Origin of the sequence: Oceanobacillus massiliensis str. N'diop, assembly GCF_000285495.1 — a bacterium.
Taxonomy (GTDB): Bacteria; Bacillota; Bacilli; order Bacillales; family Amphibacillaceae; genus Oceanobacillus; species Oceanobacillus massiliensis.
Genome location: NZ_HE610977.1, coordinates 479,981 through 506,822, shown reverse-complemented (window position 1 = coordinate 506,822; position 26,842 = coordinate 479,981). Strand labels below are relative to the sequence as shown.

The window sequence follows — 26,842 nt, the reverse complement described above, 5'->3', positions numbered from 1 at the left end:
TACATGTTAAATCTCTGCTTTCCAGCTGATTTTTCCGTACTGGTAAAAAATACTTTTTTTAAAACACTTAACCTTTTATCACAAGCAACCGAAAATAATAATGAAATTGTATTTGAATTTTAATAGTTAATTTTTCCTGCGATAATAGCAAACTTATTGAAAGGTAAGGACGCAAAGTCATGGGTCTAAGGTCTTGAGAAAAGACTAGGATTGCCAGACTGCCGAAATGGGTTGACTTATAATGGTTCATGTTTTCATGAAGGCCATCAGTCCACCGTTCTTTGGGAGGGCTATTTTTTATGGGAAAAGAAGGAGAATGTAAAGATGGCGAAAGAATTATTGCAAAAAGATGTATTGGAAAGTCATATTCATGAATTGTTGTATCTATTAGGTGAGAATCCTGATCGTGAAGGATTAAAGGAAACGCCGAAGCGAGTGGCAAAAATGTATAGGGAAGTATTTGCCGGAATTGGTGTTGCACCAGAAACAGCATTGACCACTACATTTGACTCTGAAGGTTATGATGGCATGATTGTCGTTAAAGATATAGATTATTATACATTTTGTGAACACCACCTGATTCCATTCTTTGGGAAAGCACATATCGGATATATCCCAGGGGAGAGAATTATTGGACTTAGTAAGTTTGCCAGATTGGTAGAATTAGCAGCAAAACGTCCACAGGTTCAGGAACGGATGACAGATCAGATTGTTATGGCAATCGAAAAAGAATTGAGTCCAAAAGGAGTAATGGTCACGCTGGAGGGACAGCATCTATGTATGTGTGCCCGTGGTGTGAAAAAGCCAGGATCTTCGACTGTCACAACTGTTAAAAAAGGAATATTTAAAGAGCAGGAAACCCTTGTTCGTGAATTTGAAAGAAATATAGCAGCCAAGTAGGAAGGAGTGGACATATGCTTTATCTATCAAGAAGAATAGATTTTTCAGCAATGCATAGCTATTCCATCCCTGAGTGGAGCAAAGAAAAAAATAAAGACGTATTTGGTCTATGCAGTAACCCGAGTGGCCATGGTCATGATTATAAGCTAGAGGTCATGGTCCGCGGTGAGTTGAATGAAAGCTCAGGAATTGTGGTGAATACCGTGGATATTAAGCAAATTGTCGGTGAAGTGGTATCCGAAGAACTTGATGGGAAGTTTTTAAATAAGGAGCATTCGTATTTCATGCAGCATATTCCGACAACAGAAAATATGGTTACGTATCTATGGAATACGATTGCACCTAAATTGGAGGACTGTGAACTTCACCGGCTGCGGTTACATGAGAATCCTTATTTGTATTCAGAAAAGGGAGAGGGAAGAATGGTTAGTTTAACTAGAAAATATCATTTCAGTGCCGCTCATCGTTTGCATAGCGAGCAGTTATCGGATGAAGAGAATATAGCTTTATTTGGAAAATGCAATAACCCGCATGGCCACGGACATAATTACTATCTCGATGTAACCGTTCAAAGTGAGCCGGATCCTGAAACAGGGATGATTACAGATTTAAATGAATTGGATGGAACGGTCGATAAGATTGTCTTAAAGAAATTTGACCATAAGCATCTGAACTTGGACACAGAGGAGTTCAAAGGTCTGAATCCGACTTCAGAGGTCGTTGCAAAAGTCATATATGAGATGCTGCAGCCGCATATCCCGAACCTGCATAAAATAGGGCTATGGGAGACAGAGAAAAACTATTTTGAATACTTTGGGCCTGGTGAATTAAATGATTATTGATTTGACGCCACTGAAGAATAGCGTAATTGCGATAACTGGAGCAAGCAGAGGTATCGGGAAGGCAACAGCAGAGGTATTGGAAAAGGCAGGTGCCAAGCTGGTGCTTGGAGCAAGGAGCATCGATCTATTATCGAGTGAATTTAGCGGCAGTGAAAATGTCCTGCTTATACCGCTCGATGTGCGTGATGAACATTCTGTACAGGAATTCGTATCCCAAACGGTGGAGCGGTTCGGCCGTATAGATTGCCTGATAAATGCAGCAGGAGTAGGTAATTTTGCCAGCATCCTAGAGTCGGACACCGCTGACTTCGATGATATGATTGCGGTCAACCTTCGTGGAACCTACTTAACATGTAAATATGCCGGCAGGAAGATGAAGGAGCAGCAAGCGGGACAAATTATTAATCTCGTTTCGATAGCAGGAACCGTGGCATTGCCGGGAAATGGAGCATATTCATCATCCAAATTTGGCGTTTATGGTCTAACGAAGGTTTTGCAGGCGGAATTAAGGCGTGAAGGTATCCGAACAACAGCAGTTCTTCCAGGGTCAATTGATAACTCCTTTTGGGATGATAAGGATTTTGACCTAGATAAGTCAAATATGATCCCACAGGAATCGATTGTTGAACATATCGCATATCTATTATGTCAGCCCAAAAAACGCTGTAGTGGATGAAATAACCATTATGCCTCCTTTTGGAATCTTATAAGGGGGATGTGAGATGAAGTATGAAAGGAATATTTCATAAGATTCGGCAGGCGCATGCAACCCCTGTTGAAGAAACAACCGAATCGTATGAGCCGGAGCTTACGCACTTAGATTCTTATGAACTTGTAAAAAAAAGAGCCTTAGTAGGATGGATTGTATCTCGCTGTGCGGCAGCCCTCCAAATTGTTGAACGAGAACGGGAAGCGTTATTCTATCTCGCGTTCAGCAATGAATCATTTGAGCAGTTGGAAGATGGGGTAAGAAAGGAACTTTTGATGTTGGCGGATTCGGCCGCTGATTGGATTGCTGCGAATGCAGTGATAGAGGAAGAGATGAAGTCTGTCAATCCTGGCCATTCATCTAAGACAGTATTGGAGCGGGTATTGAATGAGATACAGTCGGACGTTAAATTCAGTGAACAGCTTCGAGATGAATCCCAAAAAACATGGCAGGTATACCGGGATGTGATATACGCTGCTACACAAGGCCGATTTCTATTAATTGGTAAGCAGGATGTTGCCAAGTATAAAAGCAATGGTCTCCTATGTGAAATGGATATCAGGGAAAGGCAGGATGTCCCCAAAGCGCGCAATGTAGCGAAGGAAGCTTTCGCGAAAACAGGGATGAAATCGTCCAAGGTACTTAGCTATAATTTGATTATTTCTGAGGCTGTTACCAATATATTGAAGCATGCAGAGTATGGAAAAATGCTGATTTATCAAAATGAAGATGTTTTTAACATTGTTATTGAGGATAAAGGTCCCGGCTTTCCACTGGCTATTCTTCCGAAGGCTACTTTAATGGCAGGATTCTCCACCAAGGAGTCGCTAGGACAAGGCTTTACGTTAATGATGAAAATGGCGAATCAGGTGTTGCTTGAAACTTCTGATAAAGGTTCAACCTTGATTCTAGTATTAGAGGCTGGAAAGGAATAAAAGCAAATGAACAATGCAATGAAAACAATAGAAAAAACCTTAATGACTGCCCGACTTTTTGACGGATTCTGGGATCGCTGGGTAGCACATGGAATTCTTCTTTCTGAAATAGAAGCTGTCAGGCAAACTTTGCTGACGATAGATGACTGGGTGAATGCATTCAGCGAGCTTGGAGAAAAGCATCGCAAGGAGGCTTTGATTAAACAGGAAGCAGTATTGGAAGAGGACGTAAAAGAAGATTTAAAAGAAAATTTAAAAGAAGAATTAATAGAAGCAGCGGAAAATTCCTATCGTTTAGCGGCCCTTTATTACAATCTTGCCTATTGGATATATCCAAACAGATGCCCTGAAAAGATGGCCTTGTATAAGAAAAGCTCTGAACTTGTTGAGAAGGCAGATCGTCTTTCGCCGATTCCTTGTACATTTGACGCGATGATCATAGATGGGATAGCATGTCCCGGCAGGATAAGAATTCCTGAAAATCCTAAGGGCTGCATCATTATTATCAATCCGATTGATTCGTCCAAGGAAGAGCTTTATTCCTATGAGCAGCATTTTATTGATTCCCATTTCATTACTGTTAGCTTTGATGGACCTGGACAGGGAGAGACCTTCATGCAAAATGGCCTGGCCATTAGGGGAGACAATTGGAAGTTATTTGTCGATAAATTAATCGATTATGCCGCAAGTAAGTTTCCGGATCTGCCGATTCAATTGTTCGGGACAAGCTCTGGTGCTGCTTGGTCGGTTTATGGCAGTGCTAACCCAAAGGTGGATAAGGCTGCTGCCGTTAGTCCTCCAATTGAAAATGGTTTTTCGATTCCTAATTATTTTGGGGAACGGATATCATTCATTACCGAGCATCAGCAAAGCGGAGTACTGCCTAATTTAACTAGCACGAAAGATTATGGTCCTGTGATCCTTTTTCATGGAAACAAGGATGTCATGGTTGCTGATCAGGATATTTATGATTTTTACAATAGTCTTCCGTCACCAAAAGAATTGGTAGAGTATCCGAATGAAGGACATTGCTGTAATTTTGAATTGTCAAATGTACGCTATTTATCGATAGAATGGTTTTTAGATAAGGAGAACAAGACCGTGACATTCCATGAATTTACCAAACTAATATCTGATTTAGCTAATATTCCTCAGGAACATATCGCCAGGGAATCGAAATTTCGAGATGATTTAGGAATTGATTCCTTGAACATGGTGAATCTATTTGTGCAACTAGCAGAAGAAACCGGGATAAGCTTCAATAAATTTATAAGTGCAGAGAATATCCATACCGTTGCCAATGCATACCAAGTTATAGAAAAGGAGTTCACCAAATGAAGGCGATAATGGACGGACTGTTTAATTCGGAAGGAGAAAAGGTCATATTATCGACTTTTTCCAGTGATTACACGGTCAATGATATTAAGAACAAGGTAGATTACTATATAAATAAACTACAAGAGAAGGATCTAAGAAATAAGAAGGTCGCATTAATCGTACCTGAGATATCTTCCTTCACGGCACTGGTCCTGGCAGCAAACAAGCTTGGGGCCATTGTAATACCAATTAGCTGGCAGTATCGGAAAGAGGACTTGACAGACATTCTGGATTACCTGGATCCGCATGTATTTTTCACGATTGATCAGTTTAATGGATTTGCATTTGGTGAAGAAATTCTTTCTTGGGCACGGAATCGGGAAACAGAAACAATTATCTATGAAAGCGATTCGGATGGTGAATGGAAGGACTATTCTATTGAAGGACTTCCTAAGCCGCTTGAGACGAAAGAGATTGGTTTGATTTGCTGCTCATCAGGAAGCACTGGTGTACCGAAAGGGATGGTCTATCGTCCGGATATATTGGAAGCTGCTTATAAAACTTTACCGGAGTACATGGGCTTAAAACCGACTGATAATGTCATTTTAACCGCACCTCCAACAGCTTTCTATGGAATTACTGCATTATTTTATGGAATCTATAGCGGTTCAACCGTTATCTATCCAGATACTTTCGATCTATTGAAAATGGTTCAATTAATGGAACGAAGAAACTGTAATAAAGTAGTGAGTACCCCTTCCATCTTTAAGGCAATTTATCAGGTTGCGAAAGAATTAAGCCCGAGTGTTGCGGTAAATTTAGAATTAGTGCATCTTTCAGGTGAAATGATTACGGAAGAATACATGAATCAATTTGAATTAATGGAAAAGTGCTCCTTTGTTGGGATGTATGGAAGCTCTGAAGGTGGAGCAATGGGCTACTGCGATTTGAGAGAAAAGGTAGTATTTACTATACCGAAAGAGAATTCATACAAGATTATGGATGGGGAATTACTGATCAAAACACCGACATCTTTTGTTGCCTATTATAATAATCCGGAACTGAATAAAACATATTCTGATGCGGATGGTTTAATCTACATGGGAGATATGGTGACCGAATTGGAAAAAGGTAAGATCGAAATTGTCGGACGCAAAAAAGATATGATAAAAAAAGGCGGTCAGCAAATAATTCCAGGTGAGATTGAGATTTTATTAACTAGTCATGACAAAGTAAAACAGACGGTCGTAATCGGTGTTGCCCATCCCGTCTATGGTGAACAGGTTATTGCATTCATTATCCCCAATGAGGAAGTGGATGTTAAAGACTTGACTTATTATTGCACACAGCATATTGCAGGGTATAAAGTACCGGACAAAATTATCAAGGTAGAGGAATTTCCAGTTACAAATGGTAAGGTTGATAAAATCACCTTGCGAAAAATTCATAGAGAGAGCTTTCAGAGGGTGTAAAGAACATGGCTAAGAAGCGGAACAGGACATTACGTCAGCAGTTTAATCTGAAGTTATTCATTATTTTGGTTAGCATAACCGTCGTATCAGGTATACTGCAATTCTATATTATTAACAGGCAGGTAAATACCAATGTGACGCATGAAGCGGAAACAATCAGCAATACAATGGAGCAAGGAATCAAAGAGACAGATTTAGCGTCACGGGCAATTGAGCAGCAAATCGACTATCGGATAGAACTAATATCAGAAGGGATAGGGGAACAGCTGCCGAACAATTACGAAGATGTGAGCATGGAAATGTTAAACAAGGTGAAGGATCAAATGGGCATTTCAGGTGTTGATATCTTCACTTATGATGAAAATGATATTATTTCGGTTGTTAAGTCAACCGAGCCGGATGAAATAGGTTTTACCTTAAAAGGTATTAGTGATGAAGGGCATACTGACCAGGAAAATCTACTGAGCGGTGAAGAATTTGAATTGATGACACCTGCCAGTTATTCCGCTGAGAATATCGTAGTGCTATACACTGCTCAGTCGGGTTCCAGAGAAGAACCGCAATTTTTCAAATATGCATACTATCATAAACCAGGCACGGATTATATTGTAAGTCCGTTTATAGAAGCAGATGAGGTCTATAAATTTACAGAAGAAGTCGGACCTGCTTCCTGGATAGAAAATGTGGTCAGCAAGCACGAATATGCCAAAGAGGCTGCAGTTTTGGATCCGCGTGTCTTCGCTGATCCAAGCTTGGCAGAAGCAATGTATCCACCATTAGAGAAGGTTGTCTATGGTGATTATGAATATGTAACGGATGATCAAGTATTGGTAAACATGGCTGAAAATCCCGAGAGGATAACCAGGATTGACGAACACGACGGGGAGAAGATCTATAAAATGTTCATCCCTTATGATGATGGCCGGGTAATCTATGTTGCCCTTGACTATGACAAAATGAGTGCTCCGTTCAAGAATTATTCGCTGATCCTGATTGGTTTCGGATTTGCTTCATTGGTCATTCTGTATCTGACAACGACACGCTTCTTCAACAAGATTTACAGCAATATCTCAAAAATCATCTCCCAGATTAAATCACTGGAAAAGGGTGACTTTACGGCACGAAGCGATGTCAGTGACATTGGAGAATTAGGCAAACTGTCGGAAAGTGCAAACAAGATGGCTGGGACATTGAACAAGGTATTGACACATACCAGGGAACAGGCGATTCAAACGGAAAGACATGCCTATTTGCTGGAGTCGGAAGCGGACAACTCGGTAGATAAAGTATATACAATGTCTGTTGAGGCAACTACAGAGGCAAGGGAAAAGACCGATGATATCAATTATATTATCGAGGAGATGGAGAAACATCTTACCGAAGATGCCAAAGATCAGGAATTACGGATGCATCTTGCCAAAGTACGTGAGCTGGTTCAGACACAATCAAACTCAACAACAGAGATGACGATTACGTTATCGGATCTATTGAAATCGTTGCATGGCCAATCATCATCATTGTCAGATATATCGAAGAAGCTGCTTAAGAACCTAGAAGAGTTTCAGTTGAATGATAGCCAAAAGTAAGGAGGAATTCCAATGGAAGAAATGATTGACGTTGCAATAACGATAAAGGACAAGACATGCCGTATTTTCGTTTCTGGAATTCTGGATTATGCGACCATGGAAGCTTTTAATGAAAAAATACGTTTAATTGATGAGGGAACCGATAAAGTTATCATCAATTTTGAGGGATTGGAATTTATCGATTCTACTGGTATTGGTTCGATTATTAATCTTGTGCATGAGGCAAATGACAAACAGTTTCAGGTTGAACTGGAAGGCATTAATGATGAGGTAAGTGTATTGTTTGAAACAATTGGTGTCTTTCAGATTCTGGAGACACTGCAAAAGGAGGGGAAATAGTTGTATAACCGTGAACTTTCTATTGATAAGCTTAGCTCGGCAGGACAGATGAACAAAACACTGGAAAGAGAAATTAAGATGGCACAAAACATTCAGATGAAACTGTTGAATGGTCCAAAACCTAAGGTGGATAATGGGGAAGTTTCTGGTGTGTCGATTCCGGCACGGCTGATTGGCGGAGATTATTTCGATTTCTATCTATTGCCAAACGGCAGACTTCGCATCGTCATTGGAGATGTCATGGGTAAAGGGATTCCGGCAGCAATGCTGATGATTCTAACTCGCGGCGCATTTCGCAGCGCCTCAGAAAGTACCAAAGGCCCTGGTGAAACGCTGACAGCAATGAATAAAGCTCTCTATTCCGATCTTCGTACGCTAGGATCCTTCGTAACCGTACTATGTGCGGAATGGGATATGAAGACAAATACGTTCACCTATGCGAGCGCCGGACATAATCCGCCGCTTATCATTCATTCGGAGAAAGAACTAAAGGAAGTTCCCAACGTAAACGGCGTTATGCTTGGAGGCTTAAAGGACACGGTATACACGGAGAATACGGTTGGGGTAGAAGATAATGATCTTGTTTTCCTTTATACAGATGGCATTACAGAAACTAAAAACAATGACGGTGAGATGTACCGAATTGAACGTTTAGAAGAAGCATTGCTTAAGAACTTTTCGCTTGAAGTGAAAGAGATTGAGCAAACGGTAGTGAATTCCATCGAAAAATTTATTGAGGGCGCTCCGCAAAGGGATGATATTACAATGGTTCTATTGAAATTAAACAAGGGTAAAGCTGACCTTACCAGCTATAATTCCCCTGTGCTGAATTAAATGGAAAGGGGGTAACAGAATGGAAAATATTGTTTCAAGGGGAAGAAACATCGAAGAAGCAATTCAGCTGGGTCTTAAAATAATGGAGGCGGCAAAACAGGATGTAAATGTAGAAATCATTCAACAAGATGTTAAGGGATTTATGGGGATAGGCAAGAAGCAAGCAATCGTGAAGCTATCTCTTGTAAAGCGCCAGCCAACAAATCAGCCGACGTTCCATTATGCCAGTTCTTCAACTGAAGATCTGGTTGAATCCCTTTTGCAAAGGGAATCGAAAAAAACTGCGGATAAGCAATCAGAAACGAAACAAACGGGAATACCTGCTGCTGATGCGGAAGAAGGAACTGTATATGTGAAAGACGGTCAAATCACTGTCAAAGATTCACCTGCAGGATATTCAACCGTCACAATCGGTAAAGGTATTCAGTTGATTAAGAATAACGAAGTGGTCACGGAGAAATCCACCGTCCTTTCTGAAAAGGACAGCATTAAGATTAAATTGGAAGATGCTATTGTAACCGATACTAAATGGTCCCTATCATTTGAAGATGAGAAGCTTAGAGCATTACTTAAGATTGACCCCGGCTGCAGAATCTCATACAAATTAAAAGATGTCACCCCCAATAGACATATTGAGATTGAATCCGAAGAGTTGAAAGAAATCAAAAACACTTTAACCTATGATGATGTCATCAAAAAAATGGAAGCCCTGCAAATAACATACGGCATTAATCATGATGAAATTATGACTGCGATACAGACATCGGAACCAGGTGAATTCGAGATCGCCGCAGGAAGGAAAACAGAATCCGGAAAGGATGGCTGGCTGGAGATCAAAGTGGATGTCAACCCACACAACGGTCTTATAGCAGATGAAAGAGGCAAGGTCGATTTTAGAGAAACCAATTTGATACCTACGGTGGAAAAAGGCGCGATTATCGGAGTTATCCATCCCCCAATTCCGGGCAGATCCGGTATCACGGTTAAGAATGAAACATTGCCGGCAAAACAGTCCCATCCATTGAAGCTGATCTTAAAGGATCTCGTGGAAGTAGATGATCGGCTTGTAGCAACAGAGGCTGGAAGGCCCTCTATCGAACAACGGGGAAACCTGGTGAAAGCGGCAATTATACCGAAGCTTGTTCATCGGGGCAATGTTGATTTATCCTCTGGAAATATCCGGTTTAACGGAGATATTGAAATCGTTGGCGAAGTGGAAGAAAATATGTCCGTTGAGGCTGGTGGAGACATATTTGTCCATAAATCCGCTGCCATGGCAAATTTGATTTCTTCCAAGTCGATTACCATAAAGGGAAATGTAGTCAGCTCTGAATTGTCTGCAGGTAAAAACAGCATGTTAATCGTAGAATTGGGGCAATTACTGGGAATGATGCATGAACAGTTAAATAAAATGATTGCCTTAATCAAGCAATTGCAGCAGTCCCCAGCGTTCAAGTCATCCGATTTTGCCATTACTGGATTGCAGCCGCTAATCACGATTCTATTAGAGAAAAGATTCCAAAACTTCCTATCCTATGCCAAGCAGTATCAAGAAGTGGCGGAAAAAGGGAAAGATTACTTGGATAGTGACGAATGGTACCATGTTGCTATTTCCATAAGACAGATCTTTTTAACCATCTCCAATCAGATAACGACAATGGAACGTCTTGTTCAGCTATCCGAAAAAATGAAAGAATTAGAAGAATTCAGTGAAGTGCCTGTTGAGCCGAATTCGTATATTACACTTTCGGATACGATCAACAGCAGCCTTTATTGCAGCGGGGATATCAGTATTATCGGTAAAGGATGCATAAATACGAAAGTACATGCGGGAGGACATTTAAAGGTGACTGGGATACTTCGCGGCGGAGAAGTGTTTGGCCGCTTGGGAGCAACAATTAATGAAGTTGGCTCACATAGCGGGACAAAGGCAGTCATTTCTGTACCGATTGACCAGCAAATTAAGATAACAAGGGCTTTTGAAGGGACCGTATTAAAGATTGGAAATAAGATAATGGCACTTAAGGAAGAAAAGAAGAACTTTACAGCCCGTATTAATAGCAATGATGAGATAATATTTGAAGGAATTTAGAATGGGAGAATGAAGGATGCTTAAATATTCAGTTTTGAAAGATGATAGTCTTTATCAGGTATCTCTGAACGGTGATCTGGACATCGAGGGTACAGAAATCATTAATGAAGAAATCATGCCGGAACTGACAGATGCGGAGTCAGTCAATATCAATTTTGAAGAGGTGCCATTTGTAGATTCTTCAGGCATGGGATTATTAATAACCCTTGTGAATACTTTAAAAGAAAACAGTATCAGGGTTACTATCTCCAATGTGAATGAGGAAGTGTTTGGTATATTTGAACTTCTCCAATTGCCTGAGATACTGGGGAATGAAGTATTTATATAAAGAAGCATCGGATAAACAGAGATATTCCATTAGCGATTAGCTTACTGGAATGTCTCTTTTTTTACTAATTTGTTTCTCTGATAGATGCCCAATATCAGAAGCAGCCCCCAACGATTTTGTCACCGGAAAGTCTCTGTTGGTTTGAATCCATTCTATTGCAATTCTTGGGTAGTTGTAGTCACCGAAGTCCAATAATGAAGTAAGTATCTGCTGCAGATGACTTGAATCCGCTAGTCTGAATGAAAGACATGCATCAAGCCTTATGATATCCGGTTGTAGATCTAAGCATTGCTGTATAGATGAAACCTCTCTCCTGACATTGCTCACTGCTATCTGGAATCCGATACTTTTTAAGTTGGAAGTGGCCCTTTTTAAGGAAGCATAATCTTCTATTGCAGGTTCATTGATTACGAATACCACTTGCTCAGGTGATATCGCTTCCGAATTGAAAATTTCTCTAGACAATACGGTAAAGCCTGGTGAAACGATTGTTGATGGATGGATAGTTAGAAATAGATTCATGTTTGGAGATAATCTCTCCATTTGGTTGTGCCATGTCTCTGCTGCCAAAATGATTGACGCCGTATCTAAATCGAATAATCTATTTGAATTTCGGGCTGCATGAAACAAACTTTCGTTGCTTTTTACTGAATTAGAGCGCAATAAAGCCTCATACCCAGATAATTTTCCATTGAATTGTATATCATATATTGGTTGAAAATAATGGTTAATCATTTGATTATCTATTAAATAGTCTAAATTAATCTGTTCAATTTTTTTCAATTTCCTGCCCCCTCGTAATGTTACTGTTTATATGGATTGTTATGTATCAAAGAGGAATTTTTTCCTGTGATTTATATAGGTCTTATTCCCTTGTTTCGATAAATGTAAACCAAAAAACAGGACTTTTTATCGAGGTGATGAAATTCATCGTGCAAGTTATCATGCGTTATCCGAATCTCTCGCGTTTAATGTATAGACCAATTCATCTGCTTCTTTATTCCAGTCTATTCCAACCTGTACAGTCTCGCCTTCCCGATTACGGACTAAAAAACTTGAATCTCCGTGATCTCCTGCATATTTCTCTTGTTCGATAAAATATGCCTCAATATCTTCTCTTAGTTGTTCCTTTAGCTTTTTAATTGCTTGTTCTCGCGTTAAATAATCCAATTTATCTCTCTCCTTCTAAATAAGTCACTAATGTTAATCTGTTCCAAAGCTTTATCTTCATACCTTCTTTCTGATAGGGGGAAAAGGGAAAAATTAACTATTGCAAAATGCCGAGAGAATTCCTGCAAAAAGGCCATACTAAGCATAGTCTATATGAAAAAGGTGGAATTAACATGCAGTTAGAATGGTTTGACAGGGTTTGCGGCGAATTGCAGGATAGTCTCAATTCAATATGTGAAAAATATGACGAAAATGGCAGAATGATAATTGAGCGCGGGGCAAAACACCCGCGGATAGACTTCTTTACAGACAGTGGAGAAGTTGACAGGGATTATTTCTTTACGCTCTTCTTTGATCCCTTTAATGAAGAATTCTACATGCAAACGATTGACTTGGAATACGGCCATGTAAGCAAGATAATGCTCGAGGATATAGAGGATATCGTCGATGCTGTCCATGAAAGCTTCCATAACTATATGGAGGAAGATTTTTCAATTGAAGATAGCCTTGAGGATGAGGCGGAAATAGAAGGCGGAAAATCGGGGGAAGATGAATTATTTTTTGAAGAAATCAATGTTGAATGGGAAACCCCAGAGGTTACAGCTTACTATAAAGAAGACGAAGAAGAAATCTCTTATCAGTTCGGGATTACAGAAGATACGGGTGAGGGTGTCATCAAACGAATCAATCGTACATGGGACGATGAAGAGGATTTAGTAAAAGATGAAACCATCATCACATTCAGCAAAGAGGAAGCGAGCACATTGATCGCCATGATTGCAAGTCATATGGATTCTATCAGTTCGATGAATGATTATCAGGGCTAGTAATTGGTAAAGGGCTGCCGTCAGTTGAGGGCAGTCTTTTTCATGTAAACGAATAAGAAGTGCAGCCTGGCTGTCAGACTGGATATTTAATCATGATACAATCTCTGGAATTATGATAGGATAGAGAAGTATTTCTGTGATATTGGCATGTATCAATTAAGTCTACATATTTGCTTATAAGGAAAGGATTTTTTGCATGAAACGAAAAATAGGATTTATTGGCAGCGGGAATATGGCAAAAGCAATGATAGGCGGCATCATAAAGTCTGGATATGCTGTTCCTGAGGATGTATATGCATCCAATCGCACCAAACTGAAATTAATAGATTTAGAAGAAAACTACGGGATTCAAACAGCGGAAGATAATCGAACGGTTGCACAGGAAAGCGACATTGTATTCCTATCTGCTACACCGGATGTATACCCCGCCATAATAGAGGAAATCAGGGATTATATTCAGGACGAGACCATCGTCATTCTCATTGCAGCCGGTCAAACTATTGCACAGAATGAAGAACGTTTCGAAAAAAAGGTGAAAATGATTAAGGCTATGCCAAATACCCCCGTTGATGTTGGCGAAGGGATGACAAGCATCAGTCTCAATTCATTTGTAACAGAAGACGACAAAAGAGAAATAACAGAGCTGTTTGAATGCTTCGGCAGGGCGGAGATAATCGATGAGAGCCTTATGAACATTGCCAGTGCTGTTGGCGGTTCTTCTCCAGCATTTGGATATATGTTTATTGAAGCCCTGGCAGATGGTGCCGTACTGCATGGTATGCCAAGAGACAAGGCATACAAAATTGCAGCACAAGCACTGCTTGGTTCTGCCAAAATGGTACTTGAAACGGGTGTTCACCCAGGACAATTAAAGGATGAGGTCTGTTCACCAGGAGGAACAACCATTGAATCTGTTGCCAGTCTGGAGATGAGTGGTTTTCGGACTGCTGTCATTCAGGCTGTCAAAGATAATATGAAGAAGATGGAACAGGTATAGCGTCATGCAAAAAGACCAGGCGACTCTTACATGTAGTGAGGGCTGCCCGGAAACATTGATATTAATAGAATCGGAGAAAATAATTAACGCGATTGGCTTTTTCGATTATATATAAAATGGGCGCAAACTGCGTTGAATATATACCCGATTGAATATATATCAGTAATTTTCACGTTACATCAGTAATTTACCATTATTCTCCAATTGAATCCCTGGAATCTCCGGGTGCGGAGGGTGTCCATAGCGTTGATTTATTCAAATGGAATAGAAAACAGCTTCACAAAATTTCCTGCTGAATCTCTTTATAGACAAATTGAAAGAAGCGCAAGACATCTTCATTTGAAGAAAAACCGGCTTGAGCAGATTTAGGGCTTCCGCCGCCTTTGCCATTAAATGCGGGCAGGTGCTCCTTGTAGAATGCACCGCATGAAAGGGTTTTAGAACCGTCATGGGTCAGGACGATTTTGTTTTCAGCTGTTGTTGCGAATAGTACAATCACATGGTGTTCTGCTGCGATTTTTGCTGCTAGCTTTTGCAGTTCTTTTAGCGATTTGTCAGAGAAGATATGTTTGATAATATTTCCTTCCGTTTCCGAGAGCAATTCCTTTTCCAAATAGCTGTTATTTTGTTCTTCCAAGTTGGCAATCCGTGCATGAAGCTGATTAAGCTCCTCTTCCCACTTGCCAAATCGATCGAGAATATCTTTTCTGCCGGTATGGAACTTTTCAGAAAGGGCATTGGTGATTTGCATCGTTGCCTGAAATTCCTGCAGTGCCCGCAAGCCGCATTTAAAATGAATTCGAGTAGTGTCTTTTAGTCTTTCGCCCTTAAGAATTTTTATTATTCCTATCTCTCCGGTTTTTGCAACGTGTGTCCCACCACAGGCATTATATTCAATGCCTTCAATCTCTACAATACGAACATTTTCTGTTACTTTTGGTGGTTTAACAAGCGGGAGACTGAGAAGCTGTTCATTGGTTACAAAATATGGATGGATATTTCTATTTTGATAGATTTGTCTATTTACTTCTTCTTCAATCATGATAAGCTGCTCGTTCGTCAGATTAGGCTGGTCCACATCAATAGTCACATGCTCAATCCCCATATGGAAGCTGACTGTTTTCGTCTGAAAAAGTTCCAGGCAAATAGCTGAAAGAAGATGCTGCCCACTGTGCTGCTGCATATGATCGAATCTCCTTGTCCAATCTAATATGCAAGTAACATTGCTTGTTTCGGGAAGATGCTCCAATCGATGGACTACCTCATTTCCATCCATATAGACATCAAGGACGGTAATACCGTCGATGCTTCCCAAGTCACAAGGCTGCCCGCCTCCAGACGGATAAAAGGCTGTCTCTTCCAAGATGACATCATAGCCATGCGCTATTTCGATTATTTCCGTTATATTAGTCTTCCACTGATCAGTCTTTGGTGATGAATAGTAGAGTTTTGTAGTCAAGGATTCCAGTCCCTTCCAAATTATTACGACTGTTAAATTATAACTAAGTATAACACCAATATTAGAATTATATGAATATAGGTTTGGGTCAAACTATAAAATGACCCCGGAACGTGTTAAACTAATTATTTAATGACCGCCGTGCAAACAGGACTAATCAGGAGGAATGGAAAAAATGGATATGAATAATAATGATATTTTAATTAGATTGAGATATGCTCTCGACATAAGAGATACGGATATGATAGAAATCTTCCGGCTTGGAGGAATTGAAACAACCAAAGAGGATGTACGCAAAATCCTTACCAAAGTAAAGGAAGATGACGAGCAGATTAATGAAGAGAATGCAGATCATATGCCATGTGATAATTTCATGCTGGAATCGTTTTTGAATGGGCTTATTATCTTTAAAAGGGGTAAACAGGAACCTAAACCGGGTCAGCCAGAGCGTCCGCCAATGATGATACAGAATGATGGCAGCGTCAATAATGTACTGATGAAGAAGCTGAAGATTGCACTTGCATTAACAAGTGAGGATATGCTGGAAATTTTAAAAGATACAGGTGTCACTATTAACAAGGGAGAATTAAGTGCATTGCTTCGAAAAGAAGGGCATCCTAATTATAGAAAATGTGGTGACAGGTTTGCCAGAAATTTCTTGAAGGGCTTAAGCATGCGCTATAGGTAAAAATACCCTGAACAAATTAATGTGCAAAGGAACATTTCACAATATAATTTGATATAATGAGAAAAAACGAGATGAGAAGGGGATAACTTGAACAGATTAATTGATGAAGTATCCAGCTTGTATCGGGAGAAAAAGAATGAAGTCTTCAGAATGGAAGAAGAAGCAAAAGAGCTGCGTATAACTTTGGCTGATAAATCCATATTGGCAACAGACTTTTTCAAAAAAGAAGAAAGATTGAAGGAACTGGAGAAAAGGATTGAAAGAAGCAATCATTTTGCCGAGGGAATTCATTTTACCAGAAAGATCATGATAGAACGTGCCAATGAAATAAAAGCTTCACAGCTTGAATTGATGCATGAAGAGGAACTTGAACAGAAGTCTGTATGAATGTAGGGAATCTATTTCAGACCTATTAGAAAGGTCATTAATAAGAGCAAAGAGTTTAATAGGCAAGCTTTAATCGAAGGACAATCACTACTTAGCGGGTGATTGTCTTTTTTCATAATATGTTTTATTGAGACAGATGGGGGTATACACTTATATAACACTAGTTTGGCAAGTTTTTTGAGGAATAGATATTCTTTAAAAGACCTGCCATCAGTTCTTTAGGATTCCTGCAGGTTCCAAAAGTGAATTTTGTTAACAGAGCAGTTTAAGGAAAACGGGAATAAAAGAAGAGATTACTTCTAATAAAATGATCTAAAAAGGAGAGGTACCTGATGGTTCATGGAAAAGCATTGGCAATCAAAGGGGTCATGACTCTTGTAGTCCTTTATTTGGTCCTTGGATTGGGTTTTGAAATGTCCTTTGGGAATGTATTCCTTATTACACTGATTCTAGGAATAGTTTCCTATGCAGTTGGAGATCTTTATATTTTGCCAAAAACATCTAATATGACAGCAACTACAGCAGATTTGGGCTTGGCTTTCCTAGTGATTTGGTTATTGGGAATGGCTTTAACTGATATGGCTGCGGGAACTTTGGCAGGAGCTGCCATTATCTCGGCACTAATCATGGCGATAGGTGAATATTTCTTCCATATCTATATATTGAAGAAGAATCTAGGCACCAGCCACCGGTTTGAAACATCATCAAACCATTAAAGACGGGGAAAAGTGAATATAAACAATAATGAAGCCAAGGATGCACATTTGCTGATGCATCCTTGGCTTATTGTGTGCACAAAATAAAAAAATACAATTCTATTTATAGGGTGTGCAGTTTATTGTTCACCTTGTACATTATAATAAAAGTAGAAATTTCCATTGGAATAATATCCCTATATGGTAAAATAGTACCATAACAGTAATAAAGACAAAAAAAGATAAATACTTTTAAAAAGTTACATATAGAGCCTAAAATCTTATAGACGACATTGATTAAGTATAATTGTTATTTTCAGAATAAATAAAATTTAGGGGGATAGGTATGAATTCTATTGCGCATATTAGAGAAATCGACAGTAAGATTCAAACTGTTAAAGAGCACTTATTGGAAGTTAGAGATTTGGCAGAATCGTATGGCGAAAAGATTGGCATTAAACATGTCACGGGTCTTGCAGGGCTTCTTCATGACCTTGGTAAATATACATTTGAATTTAGAACGTATATTTTGGATGCGGTGAATAATCCTGACGCACCGCCAAAAAGAGGGAGTGTGGATCACTCAACTGCCGGAGGAAAACTCTTACACGAGTCCTTCCATTCAAAGGAAGCTGTAAAAAGAAATATTTATAAAGGAGTGTTAGCAGAAGTTACAGCTAATGCAATTATTTCACATCATAGCTATCTGCAGGATTTTCTAAATCCCGAGTTGGATTCCAACTATCTTAATAGAGTTCAAAATAAGGAATTGCCAGAATTTGAGTATACCAAACAGCAATTTTTTAGCCAGGTTATTGGGATACAGGATTTCGAGGCATACGTAGACAAGGCAGCAACAGAAATTCAGTCCTATTTGGAAGCTTCCCGTCCGGAAGATTTAGGGAAAGAGTTTATGTTTCTAACGAAATTTGTTTATAGTGCACTAATCGATGCTGACCGTACAAATACGAGATTATTTGAAGAAAATAAGGAAGCAGAGCCGGAACCGAATCATAGAGAGTTATTTCAGACCTATTATCAGCGGCTGATGAACAAGATTGATTCATTTCAAAATAAGCCAGGTTCAGATTCGCCTATCAATATGCTTAGAAAGCAAATGTCTGATAAAAGTGATGAACATGCAGAAAAAGCATCTGGGATTTATACACTTTCTATACCTACCGGAGGAGGAAAGACATTAGCTAGCTTACGGTATGCTTTGAAACATGGGAAGCTTCATAATAAAAAACGCATCATATATGTCGTTCCTTATACAACCATCATTGAGCAAAATGCAAAGGAAGTCAGGGACATCCTTAAAGATGATTCCAATATTTTAGAACATCATTCAAATGTAATTGAGGATGATTCTATTGAGGACGAATTACAAGATGGCATGATCAATATTCAGCAAAAATTGAAATTGGCAAAGGATAGTTGGGATTCTCCAATCATCTTCACAACGATGGTTCAGTTTTTGAATGTTTTCTACGCAAAGGGAAGCAGGCATATAAGAAGGTTACATAATCTGAGTGAGTCAATTATCATATTCGATGAAGTCCAGAAGGTGCCGACATCGTGTATTTCCTTATTCAACCAGGCATTAAACTTTTTAAAGAATAAGGCACACTGCAGTATTGTTCTATGTACTGCTACGCAACCAGCACTTGACTTTGTAGAGCATAAATTGGATATCCCGCTAGAAGCTGAGATTATCGATAACTTAGAGACGGTTATCAATGCGTTTAAACGAGTGGAAATTATCGATGAAGCAAGTCAGAAGACCTATAACAATCAAAAACTGACAGGGTTTGTCCGGTCCAGACTGAAAACGGCCCAAAGTATATTGGTTATCCTAAATACTAAGAAGGTAGTCAAAGACTTATATTTATCATTAAAAGATAAAAATCTTGATGTTCCTTTATATCATCTAAGCACATCTATGTGCGCGGCTCATCGTAACGATATTTTAGGAAAGGTCAGAAATCATCTTCGGGAAGGACAGCCAGTAATTTGCATTAGTACACAATTAATTGAGGCTGGAGTTGATGTAAGTTTTGACTGTGTTATACGTTCATTGGCAGGTTTAGACTCCATTGCCCAAGCTGCGGGCAGGTGTAACCGTCATGGGGAAAAGGATATTCAAAATGTCTATATTATTGATCATGAAGAAGAAAATTTAAGCCGATTAAAAGAGATTGAGAAGGGCAAGCAAGTGACAAGGCGAATTCTGGTTGATATTCAGCGGAATCCAGAGGCTCATGGGGGAAGTATATTATCTAAACAAGCGATGGATCGATATTTCAAGGAATTTTATACGGAATTTAAAGCAGATTTAAACTATCCTGTTACAAAGTTGGATATAGAAATGACCGAATTGTTATCTGCACCAAGGTCTGCTTATAGATTTTATAATTCTTACAGGAGCAAATACGGGAAAAATTTGGATCTTATCATAACCAACAGCTATAAAACAGCTGCAGAAAACTTTCATGTGATTTCCAATCAGACCACCTCTGTTATCGTTCCCTATGGAAATGCAAAAGAAATTATTGCAGAGTTAAACAGTAATCAATCCATTGAGGATCTATCGGCTTTCTTAAAAAGAGCACAGCAATATACAATTAGCATTTATGAGTTTGAAAAGGAAGCACTAAGTAAAAATGGAGGGATGGTAAGCTATCTGGATGGTAATGTTCTTGCACTGAAAGATGGCTCATATAGCGAAGAATTTGGACTTGTACTTGAAAATGATGGACAGCTTGATTCGCTTGTATTTTAAAAACCTATCCTTTGCGTTTAAAGATAGGTTTTCAAATAATATACTATATTTTTCAATCCGCGCTTTAAAAGCGACAATTTATTATAACATGAGACACTCTAAATTATATAGTTCATATATTATATTATTTGACATTTTAGATTTTATCTTTATAATAAGAATTATAAGAAAATTAAAAAGGGAGGAGGTGATAATTATAAGAAAATTTTTTAAAAAAGAAAGGAGGTGAATATAATGAGGAATTGTATTGAATTTGAAGTGTATGGAGATTATGCGTTGTTTACAGACCCGCTTATGAAAATGGGTGGTGAAAAATTCTCCTATCAGGCTCCAACCTATCAAGCGTTAAAAGGAATTACAGAATCGATATATTGGAAACCCACTTTGCTTATGATCATTGATGAAGTCAGGGTTATGAATTCTATTAAGATGGAATCGAAGGGCGTCCGTCCAATTGAATACACAGGTGGAAACACACTCGCTAACTATACGTATCTAAGAAATGTGAGGTACCAGGTTAGAGCTCATTTTGTCTTTAACGAGCACCGTCCTGATATGGCATTTGATCGTAACGAACACAAGCACCATAATATCCTAAAGCGATCACTGAATGCAGGAGGCAGAAGGGATATCTTCTTAGGTTCCCGAGAGTGTCAGGCTTATGTAGAGCCTTGTGTTTTTGGGGAAGGAGAAGGGTTTTACGACAACTATGGCGATCTTCACTTCGGTACAATGGTCCATGGAATTAATTATCCAGATGAAACTGGGAGAGACCAGATGGAAGTCCGGCTTTGGAACCCTGTGATGAAGAACGGTGTCATCCAGTTCATCAGACCAGATCAATGTGATCACGTACGGCCAATCGCAGAAATGGAACCTAAAAAATTCGATTCAACAAATGTGGAATCTGTTGAGGAATTATACAATCAATATGAAAAGAGGTGAGTAAATGAGCTGGCTGCTGAATTTATATGAGACCTATGAGGCAAATCAGAAACAAGTGGGAATCATTGAAAAAAAACGAAATGATAAAGAATATATGTTACTGCCAGTATCACATACCACACAAAATGCGCATATTGAAGTGAACATTACAGAAGATGGGAACTTTCACAGTGCGGATGTTATCGGAAAGGTGAATACGGTCATACCTTCTACAGAAGAGTCCGGAAGCAGAGCCGGGTCAAAAGTAGCTCCTTATCCATTACATGACAAATTAAGCTATGTAGCTGGAGACTTTGTCGCATATGGCGGGAAAATAAAAAAGGAAGAACCCTTCACAACCTATATCCAGCAATTGAAAAACTGGGCACATTCTCCATTCGGCAATTCAAAAGTTAAAAGCATCTATACGTATTTGAATAAAAAGAGATTGATTAAAGATTTGGTGAAAGAAAAGGTTCTGTATTTGGATGAAGATGAACAGCTTATTGGAACCTGGGATAAGAAATATGAAGCCTTATATGATCAAAAGCCGGAAATATTTTCAGTGATTACCGGCGGGCAGGATGCTGCCTTCATTCGATTCAATGTGCACTCGCCAGCAGAAATATTGACGAAGGTATGGAATGACCCTGACATGTATGATTCTTTCATCAAGTTTTATAATGACCAGCTTGGCGACGAAGATTTATGTTTTGTTACTGGACAAGTATTGCCAAGTACGGAAAGGCACGCAAATAAAATCAGAAATGCCGGGGATAAGGCAAAGTTGATATCTGCCAATGATACAAGTGGCTTTACTTATAGAGGGAGATTCAGCAAAAGCAATGAGGTTGCCAGCATCAGTTATGAAGTTTCCCAAAAGGCTCATAATGCATTAAAGTGGCTTATCCACCGACAAGGGAAAACGATAGATAATCGTGTCTTCTTAGTATGGAGTAATGATAATCCAGATGTGCCTGACCCAACGGAAGACCCATTCGATATTTTGGCAAAGCATTTTCCTGTTCAGGAGGAAGCGTCACAAAAAATTTTCACGAATCAGGATTTTGCTCGAGGATTTGCTAAAATGCTGGATGGATATAAAAGTGATTTAACCACAAAATCAAATATAAATATTCTGATTTTAGATTCGGCGACCACCGGCCGAATGGCGGTTCTTTATTACCGGAATTTGGATAAAGAGCTTTATTTTAAGCGATTAGAAAAATGGCATTCAACGTGTATCTGGCAACACCGCTATCGAAAGGGTATCGAATTTACGGGAGCGCCAGCAACCAAGGATATTGCCTTTGCAGCATATGGTCCAAGGGCTAATGAAAAGGTAGTAAAGGGATTAATGGAACGTATCTTGCCTTGTGTTGTAGATGATAAAAAGATACCGATTGATATAATCAAGAGCTGCTATCAGCGAGCATCAAATCCAGTTTCTATGGAAAAATGGGAATGGGAGAAGACCTTAAGTATTACGTGTGCAGTTATTAATAGACATGAGGAGGGGTATACAGTGGCTTTAGATACGGAGAATATGAATCGCGATTATTTATTTGGACGCTTACTGGCAATTGCGGATGTTTTAGAGAGACGTGCACTAAAATCGGATGATAATAGATCAAGTAATGCTATACGATATATGAATTCTTTCTCAAAACATCCTGCAAGGACATGGAAAACCATTCAAGAGAGCTTGCAGCCCTATCAAGCCAGATTGGGTGCGAATGGACACAATCTATCAAAAATGATAGATGAAGTGGCTTCTGCTATTGATTTTGATGATTTTAACAATAAGCCGTTATCAGGAAAATACTTGCTTGGATTCTATAGTCAACGCCATGCTTTATACCAGAAAAAGGAAGAAAAAACAGAGGCTGCAGAAGAAGTAACTAATTAATAGAGAAGGGGAAAAGAATATGACAATCTTAGATCATAAAATCGATTTTGCTGTTGTTTTAACAGTTAATAATGCAAATCCAAATGGAGATCCATTAAACGGTAACCGGCCAAGACAGAATTATGATGGTTATGGGGAAATTTCGGATGTGGCAATAAAGCGTAAAATAAGGAACCGCTTGCAGGATATGGGGGAAGCTATTTTTGTTCAGTCCAATGATAGAAAAACGGATAGTTACAAGAGCTTGAAAGATAGAGCGGAAGCACAAACTGAATTGGAAAAAATACTGAAAGCAAAAGAGAGCATGAATGAGGAATTTGCAGAAATAGCCTGCGCTGAGTGGTTGGATGTTCGTAGCTTTGGGCAAGTATTTGCATTTAAAGGGAAAGGAAAAGGTTCGGGTGTATCTGTTGGTGTCAGAGGACCAGTTTCGATTCATACAGCTACAAGTGTAGACCCTATTGATATTACCAGCATGCAGATTACAAAGAGCGTAAATTCGGAATCTGGTAAAGAAAGAGGATCCGACACGATGGGGATGAAGCACCGAGTTGATTTCGGAACCTATGTTTTTTATGGCAGCATTAATACACAATTGGCAGAGAAGACAGGATTTTCAAATGAAGATGCTGAAAAAGTGAAACAAGCACTTGTGAGCTTATTTGAAAATGATACTTCCTCTGCGCGGCCTGAAGGCAGTATGGAAGTTCATAAAGTATTTTGGTGGGAACATTCTTCAAAACTTGGGCAGTATTCATCGGCAAAAGTGCATCGATTGGTAAATATAAGCTCAAATGTAGATGAACCCAAATCATTCGATGATTATACGGTACAATTGAATGAGTTGGAAGGACTAGAAGCCGAGGTCATTGATGGCCTTTAATGAGGAAGAAGATTTTCTGATGTTATCTGGTATTCAGCATTTTCAATTTTGTAAACGCCAATGGGCTCTTATTCACATTGAGCAGCAATGGGAAGAAAATGTAAGAACAGTCGAGGGGCAATATCTACATAGGAAAGCAGACAAACCATTTATCCGTGAGAAACGTGGAGATAAGCTGATTGTTCGAGGTATGCCGGTTAAGTCACAAGAGCTCCAGATATCCGGTATTTGTGATGTGGTAGAGTTTATTGCGGACGAAAGAGGTATAGAATTATCTGGTTCTGATAGAAAATATATGGCTTACCCTGTTGAATATAAACGCGGTAAGCCAAAACAGAAAGACGAAGATGTTCTGCAGTTAGCTGCACAAGCAATTTGCTTGGAAGAAATGCTTCTTTGTGAGGTCAATAAAGGGTTTCTATACTATAACGAAATAAAGCATCGAGTAGAAGTCCCTATAACAATAGAATTAAAGGATAAAGTAAAATCGATAGCTGGCGAGATGAGGGTTTATTTTGAACGCAGACATACTCCAAAAGTGAAGACTGGTCCCTTTTGTAAAAGCTGCTCCCTTCAAAATATTTGTCTTCCAAAACTGATGAATAAACGTTCTGTGAAAAGTTATATAGAAGGGAAAATATACGATGAAGAAACTTCTTAATACGCTGTTTGTCACACAGCCGAATGTTTATTTATCGCTGGATGGGGATAATATTGTCTTGCTTAAGGAAGATGAAAGGCTGGGAAGGGTCCCTTTGCATAATTTGGAGTCTGTGGTATCTTTTGGCTATACAGGTGCGAGTCCTGCTTTGATGGGATACTGTGCAGAACGGAATATCTCTTTACAGTTCTTCACGATGAATGGCAGATTCCTTGCTAGAGTAATAGGTGAGAGCAAGGGTAATGTAATTTTACGGAAAAGACAATATCGCGTGTCAGATGATGAAGCTGCATCGGCAAAAATTGCCCGTAATTTTATCATAGGGAAAATTTACAATAATAAATGGATCATTGAACGAATGACCAGAGACTATCCATTACGGATAGATGTGGCTCAATTCAAAAATATTTCCAAACAGTTATCGGCTATTTTGAAAGATATAAGGGAATGTGAAGATTTAGATAGGTTAAGAGGGTTAGAAGGTCAAGCGGCTATTAATTACAATAGATTATTTGATCAATTTATTTTGCAGCAAAAAGAAGACTTCTATTTTCATTATCGTAATCGCAGACCGCCAGTAGATAATGTCAATGCAATGCTTTCATTTGCCTATACTTTACTGGCTAATGATATGTCTTCCGCTTTAGAAGGTGTTGGACTAGACGCGTATGTAGGATTTTTGCATCGTGATCGTCCAGGAAGAGCATCCCTTGCTTTAGACGTGATGGAAGAATTGCGTGGTGTCTATGCGGATAGATTCGTCCTTTCATTAATAAATAAAAAGGTAGTGAATAAAGAGGACTTCCACAAGAAAGAAAATGGCGCAGTCATTATGAAAGATGAGGCAAGGAAAAAGTTTGTGGCAGCCTGGCAAAATAAGAAGCAAGAGAAGATAACCCACCCTTATCTGGGAGAAAAGATTTCATGGGGATTAGTCCCACATGCTCAGGCATTATTGCTAGCACGTTATCTGCGAGATGATATAGATGAATATCCACCATTTTTGTGGAAGTAGGTGTTATTTTTGCTAGTATTAATTACTTATGATGTGAGTACCACAAATGCTAATGGACGGAAACGGTTAAGAAGAGTTGCTAAAAAGTGTCAAAGTTATGGGCAGCGTGTGCAGAATTCTGTTTTCGAATGTGTTGTGGATGCTACACAATTTACTTCATTAAAACTGGAATTAATCAATATGATCGATGAAGATCAAGACAGTTTGAGATTTTACCAATTAGGGAATAACTATCGATCAAAGGTCGAACATGTCGGAATTAAGGAATCGCTTGATTTGGAAGGCCCCTTAATTTTCTAGTGCGAACATGTAGTACACACAATTTTCTAGTTCGTTTCGCACTATGAATTTTCTCGTTTTGCGATAAATAAAGGATAATTTAGAAACCTATGTTCTTCTTCTAAGAAGAAAATGGAGGTTTTATTTAAAAATAGATATATTTTAAGACTATTTTTAGATAAAATCGCCGTCGCATCCTTCATGGGTGCGTGGATTGAAATTTGCGTTTGGTGTTGTCATAGATCGGTATACCTTGTCGCATCCTTCATGGGTGCGTGGATTGAAATTCCCATGAAGTCATCAAAAACCTTAATTCTATCGCGTCGCATCCTTCATGGGTGCGTGGATTGAAATCACTGAAATCATCAAGTTACCGTTTATTTCTCTCGGTCGCATCCTTCATGGGTGCGTGGATTGAAATCTTTTAACCAAAAGGGGCTGCGATATGGTAGCCAGTCGCATCCTTCATGGGTGCGTGGATTGAAATAAAAATCCCACATTAATCCCCCTTTTGACTCTTGTCGCATCCTTCATGGGTGCGTGGATTGAAATACCGGAACAACGTGATTTTATCTCGTCAAATACCGTCGCATCCTTCATGGGTGCGTGGATTGAAATATGGATAATTTAATAAGCAAAAATCATGCATTGGTCGCATCCTTCATGGGTGCGTGGATTGAAATTTGTGTATCAGCATTTAAATGATTCACTTGAATGGTCGCATCCTTCATGGGTGCGTGGATTGAAATACAAACTAAGAAGAGATAGTCCTGATTGTATTTTCGTCGCATCCTTCATGGGTGCGTGGATTG

Annotated in this window: 26 protein-coding genes, 1 CRISPR repeat array and 1 riboswitch; of the genes, 23 read left to right on the top strand and 3 right to left on the bottom strand. The window is 39.2% G+C overall.

From position 1 onward, the window contains the following. The first annotated feature begins 136 nt into the window (after positions 1-136). A riboswitch (cyclic di-GMP riboswitch) is annotated at positions 137-226 on the top strand. A gap of 98 nt (positions 227-324) precedes the next feature. The 11 genes from folE to OMHG_RS08020 are packed head-to-tail and all read left to right on the top strand — an operon-like array spanning position 325 to position 11,354. Next, positions 325-900, top strand: coding sequence for a GTP cyclohydrolase I FolE (folE, locus tag OMHG_RS08070; protein ID WP_010649935.1), 576 nt, complete (start codon positions 325-327; stop codon positions 898-900). A gap of 14 nt (positions 901-914) precedes the next feature. Beyond that, positions 915-1,742 carry a 6-carboxytetrahydropterin synthase gene (locus tag OMHG_RS08065; RefSeq protein ID WP_010649933.1) on the top strand — a complete coding sequence of 276 codons (828 nt, stop codon included), beginning with the start codon at positions 915-917 and terminating at the stop codon, positions 1,740-1,742. Continuing rightward, entirely contained in the window at positions 1,732-2,418 is a 687-nt protein-coding gene (locus tag OMHG_RS08060; protein WP_010649929.1) for an SDR family oxidoreductase, read from the top strand. The genes OMHG_RS08065 and OMHG_RS08060 overlap by 11 nt, the downstream gene beginning before the upstream one ends. A gap of 53 nt (positions 2,419-2,471) precedes the next feature. Next, positions 2,472-3,386, top strand: a complete 915-nt coding sequence (locus OMHG_RS08055) for an ATP-binding protein (protein ID WP_010649928.1) — start codon at positions 2,472-2,474, stop codon at positions 3,384-3,386. Between the two features lie 18 nt (positions 3,387-3,404). Then, positions 3,405-4,724 carry a phosphopantetheine-binding protein gene (locus OMHG_RS08050; protein ID WP_161603062.1) on the top strand — a complete coding sequence of 440 codons (1,320 nt, stop codon included), beginning with the start codon at positions 3,405-3,407 and terminating at the stop codon, positions 4,722-4,724. Then, positions 4,721-6,175, top strand: coding sequence for a class I adenylate-forming enzyme family protein (locus OMHG_RS08045; RefSeq protein WP_010649926.1), 1,455 nt, complete (start codon positions 4,721-4,723; stop codon positions 6,173-6,175). Before OMHG_RS08050 ends, OMHG_RS08045 begins: the two co-directional genes overlap by 4 nt. 5 nt (positions 6,176-6,180) lie before the next feature. After that, positions 6,181-7,761, top strand: a complete 1,581-nt coding sequence (locus OMHG_RS08040; protein WP_010649925.1) for a methyl-accepting chemotaxis protein — start codon at positions 6,181-6,183, stop codon at positions 7,759-7,761. A gap of 12 nt (positions 7,762-7,773) precedes the next feature. Then, on the top strand, positions 7,774-8,100 hold the full coding sequence (locus OMHG_RS08035) for an STAS domain-containing protein (protein WP_010649923.1): 327 nt from the start codon (positions 7,774-7,776) through the stop codon (positions 8,098-8,100). Next, entirely contained in the window at positions 8,101-8,934 is an 834-nt protein-coding gene (locus OMHG_RS08030) for a PP2C family protein-serine/threonine phosphatase (protein WP_010649922.1), read from the top strand. A 19-nt stretch (positions 8,935-8,953) separates the two neighbouring features. Beyond that, on the top strand, positions 8,954-11,026 hold the full coding sequence (locus OMHG_RS08025) for a FapA family protein (protein WP_010649920.1): 2,073 nt from the start codon (positions 8,954-8,956) through the stop codon (positions 11,024-11,026). A 16-nt stretch (positions 11,027-11,042) separates the two neighbouring features. Then, entirely contained in the window at positions 11,043-11,354 is a 312-nt protein-coding gene (locus OMHG_RS08020; protein WP_010649918.1) for an STAS domain-containing protein, read from the top strand. A gap of 36 nt (positions 11,355-11,390) precedes the next feature. Here OMHG_RS08020 and OMHG_RS17510 read toward each other — a convergent pair whose 3' ends face one another. Together OMHG_RS17510 and OMHG_RS08010 are read right to left on the bottom strand one after the other, a co-directional pair. Then, positions 11,391-12,137: an EAL domain-containing protein gene (locus OMHG_RS17510; RefSeq protein ID WP_010649916.1), complete on the bottom strand. Its 747-nt coding sequence runs from the start codon at positions 12,135-12,137 to the stop codon at positions 11,391-11,393. Positions 12,138-12,296: 159 nt separating this feature from the next. Continuing rightward, positions 12,297-12,524, bottom strand: coding sequence for a hypothetical protein (locus OMHG_RS08010; protein WP_010649915.1), 228 nt, complete (start codon positions 12,522-12,524; stop codon positions 12,297-12,299). A 173-nt stretch (positions 12,525-12,697) separates the two neighbouring features. Between OMHG_RS08010 and OMHG_RS08005 the strand changes: the two genes are divergently transcribed. Both OMHG_RS08005 and proC read left to right on the top strand, forming a co-directional pair. Further along, on the top strand, positions 12,698-13,351 hold the full coding sequence (locus tag OMHG_RS08005; RefSeq protein ID WP_010649913.1) for a hypothetical protein: 654 nt from the start codon (positions 12,698-12,700) through the stop codon (positions 13,349-13,351). 196 nt (positions 13,352-13,547) lie between these two features. Beyond that, complete coding sequence (proC, locus tag OMHG_RS08000) at positions 13,548-14,348, top strand: pyrroline-5-carboxylate reductase (protein ID WP_010649911.1); 801 nt, start codon at positions 13,548-13,550, stop codon at positions 14,346-14,348. Positions 14,349-14,625: 277 nt separating this feature from the next. Here proC and OMHG_RS07995 read toward each other — a convergent pair whose 3' ends face one another. Next, entirely contained in the window at positions 14,626-15,807 is a 1,182-nt protein-coding gene (locus OMHG_RS07995; protein WP_010649910.1) for an alanyl-tRNA editing protein, read from the bottom strand. 175 nt (positions 15,808-15,982) lie between these two features. Between OMHG_RS07995 and OMHG_RS07990 the strand changes: the two genes are divergently transcribed. The 10 genes from OMHG_RS07990 (at position 15,983) to cas2 (ending at position 26,051) form a co-directional block, all read left to right on the top strand. Further along, a complete protein-coding gene (locus OMHG_RS07990; RefSeq protein ID WP_010649908.1) occupies positions 15,983-16,495 on the top strand; it encodes a YehS family protein in 513 nt (170 codons plus the stop codon). An 87-nt stretch (positions 16,496-16,582) separates the two neighbouring features. Beyond that, the gene (locus OMHG_RS07985; protein ID WP_010649906.1) at positions 16,583-16,882 is read left to right on the top strand and encodes a hypothetical protein; all 300 of its coding nucleotides are present in this window, start codon (positions 16,583-16,585) and stop codon (positions 16,880-16,882) included. Between the two features lie 332 nt (positions 16,883-17,214). After that, positions 17,215-17,598 carry a DUF2512 family protein gene (locus OMHG_RS07980; RefSeq protein ID WP_010649904.1) on the top strand — a complete coding sequence of 128 codons (384 nt, stop codon included), beginning with the start codon at positions 17,215-17,217 and terminating at the stop codon, positions 17,596-17,598. A 325-nt stretch (positions 17,599-17,923) separates the two neighbouring features. Further along, positions 17,924-20,359 carry a CRISPR-associated helicase/endonuclease Cas3 gene (locus tag OMHG_RS07975; protein ID WP_010649902.1) on the top strand — a complete coding sequence of 812 codons (2,436 nt, stop codon included), beginning with the start codon at positions 17,924-17,926 and terminating at the stop codon, positions 20,357-20,359. A gap of 234 nt (positions 20,360-20,593) precedes the next feature. Beyond that, a complete protein-coding gene (gene cas5c, locus OMHG_RS07970) occupies positions 20,594-21,304 on the top strand; it encodes a type I-C CRISPR-associated protein Cas5c (RefSeq protein ID WP_010649900.1) in 711 nt (236 codons plus the stop codon). Between the two features lie 4 nt (positions 21,305-21,308). Continuing rightward, positions 21,309-23,192: a type I-C CRISPR-associated protein Cas8c/Csd1 gene (cas8c, locus tag OMHG_RS07965; protein WP_010649899.1), complete on the top strand. Its 1,884-nt coding sequence runs from the start codon at positions 21,309-21,311 to the stop codon at positions 23,190-23,192. 19 nt (positions 23,193-23,211) lie between these two features. Beyond that, on the top strand, positions 23,212-24,075 hold the full coding sequence (gene cas7c / locus OMHG_RS07960) for a type I-C CRISPR-associated protein Cas7/Csd2 (protein ID WP_010649897.1): 864 nt from the start codon (positions 23,212-23,214) through the stop codon (positions 24,073-24,075). Beyond that, complete coding sequence (gene cas4 / locus OMHG_RS07955) at positions 24,065-24,736, top strand: CRISPR-associated protein Cas4 (protein WP_010649895.1); 672 nt, start codon at positions 24,065-24,067, stop codon at positions 24,734-24,736. The genes cas7c and cas4 overlap by 11 nt, the downstream gene beginning before the upstream one ends. Beyond that, positions 24,720-25,751, top strand: a complete 1,032-nt coding sequence (cas1c, locus tag OMHG_RS07950) for a type I-C CRISPR-associated endonuclease Cas1c (RefSeq protein WP_010649893.1) — start codon at positions 24,720-24,722, stop codon at positions 25,749-25,751. Before cas4 ends, cas1c begins: the two co-directional genes overlap by 17 nt. A gap of 9 nt (positions 25,752-25,760) precedes the next feature. After that, a complete protein-coding gene (gene cas2, locus OMHG_RS07945) occupies positions 25,761-26,051 on the top strand; it encodes a CRISPR-associated endonuclease Cas2 (protein ID WP_010649891.1) in 291 nt (96 codons plus the stop codon). A 168-nt stretch (positions 26,052-26,219) separates the two neighbouring features. Further along, positions 26,220-26,779: a CRISPR direct-repeat array (repeat unit 32 nt; unit sequence GTCGCATCCTTCATGGGTGCGTGGATTGAAAT). Positions 26,780-26,842 lie beyond the last annotated feature (63 nt).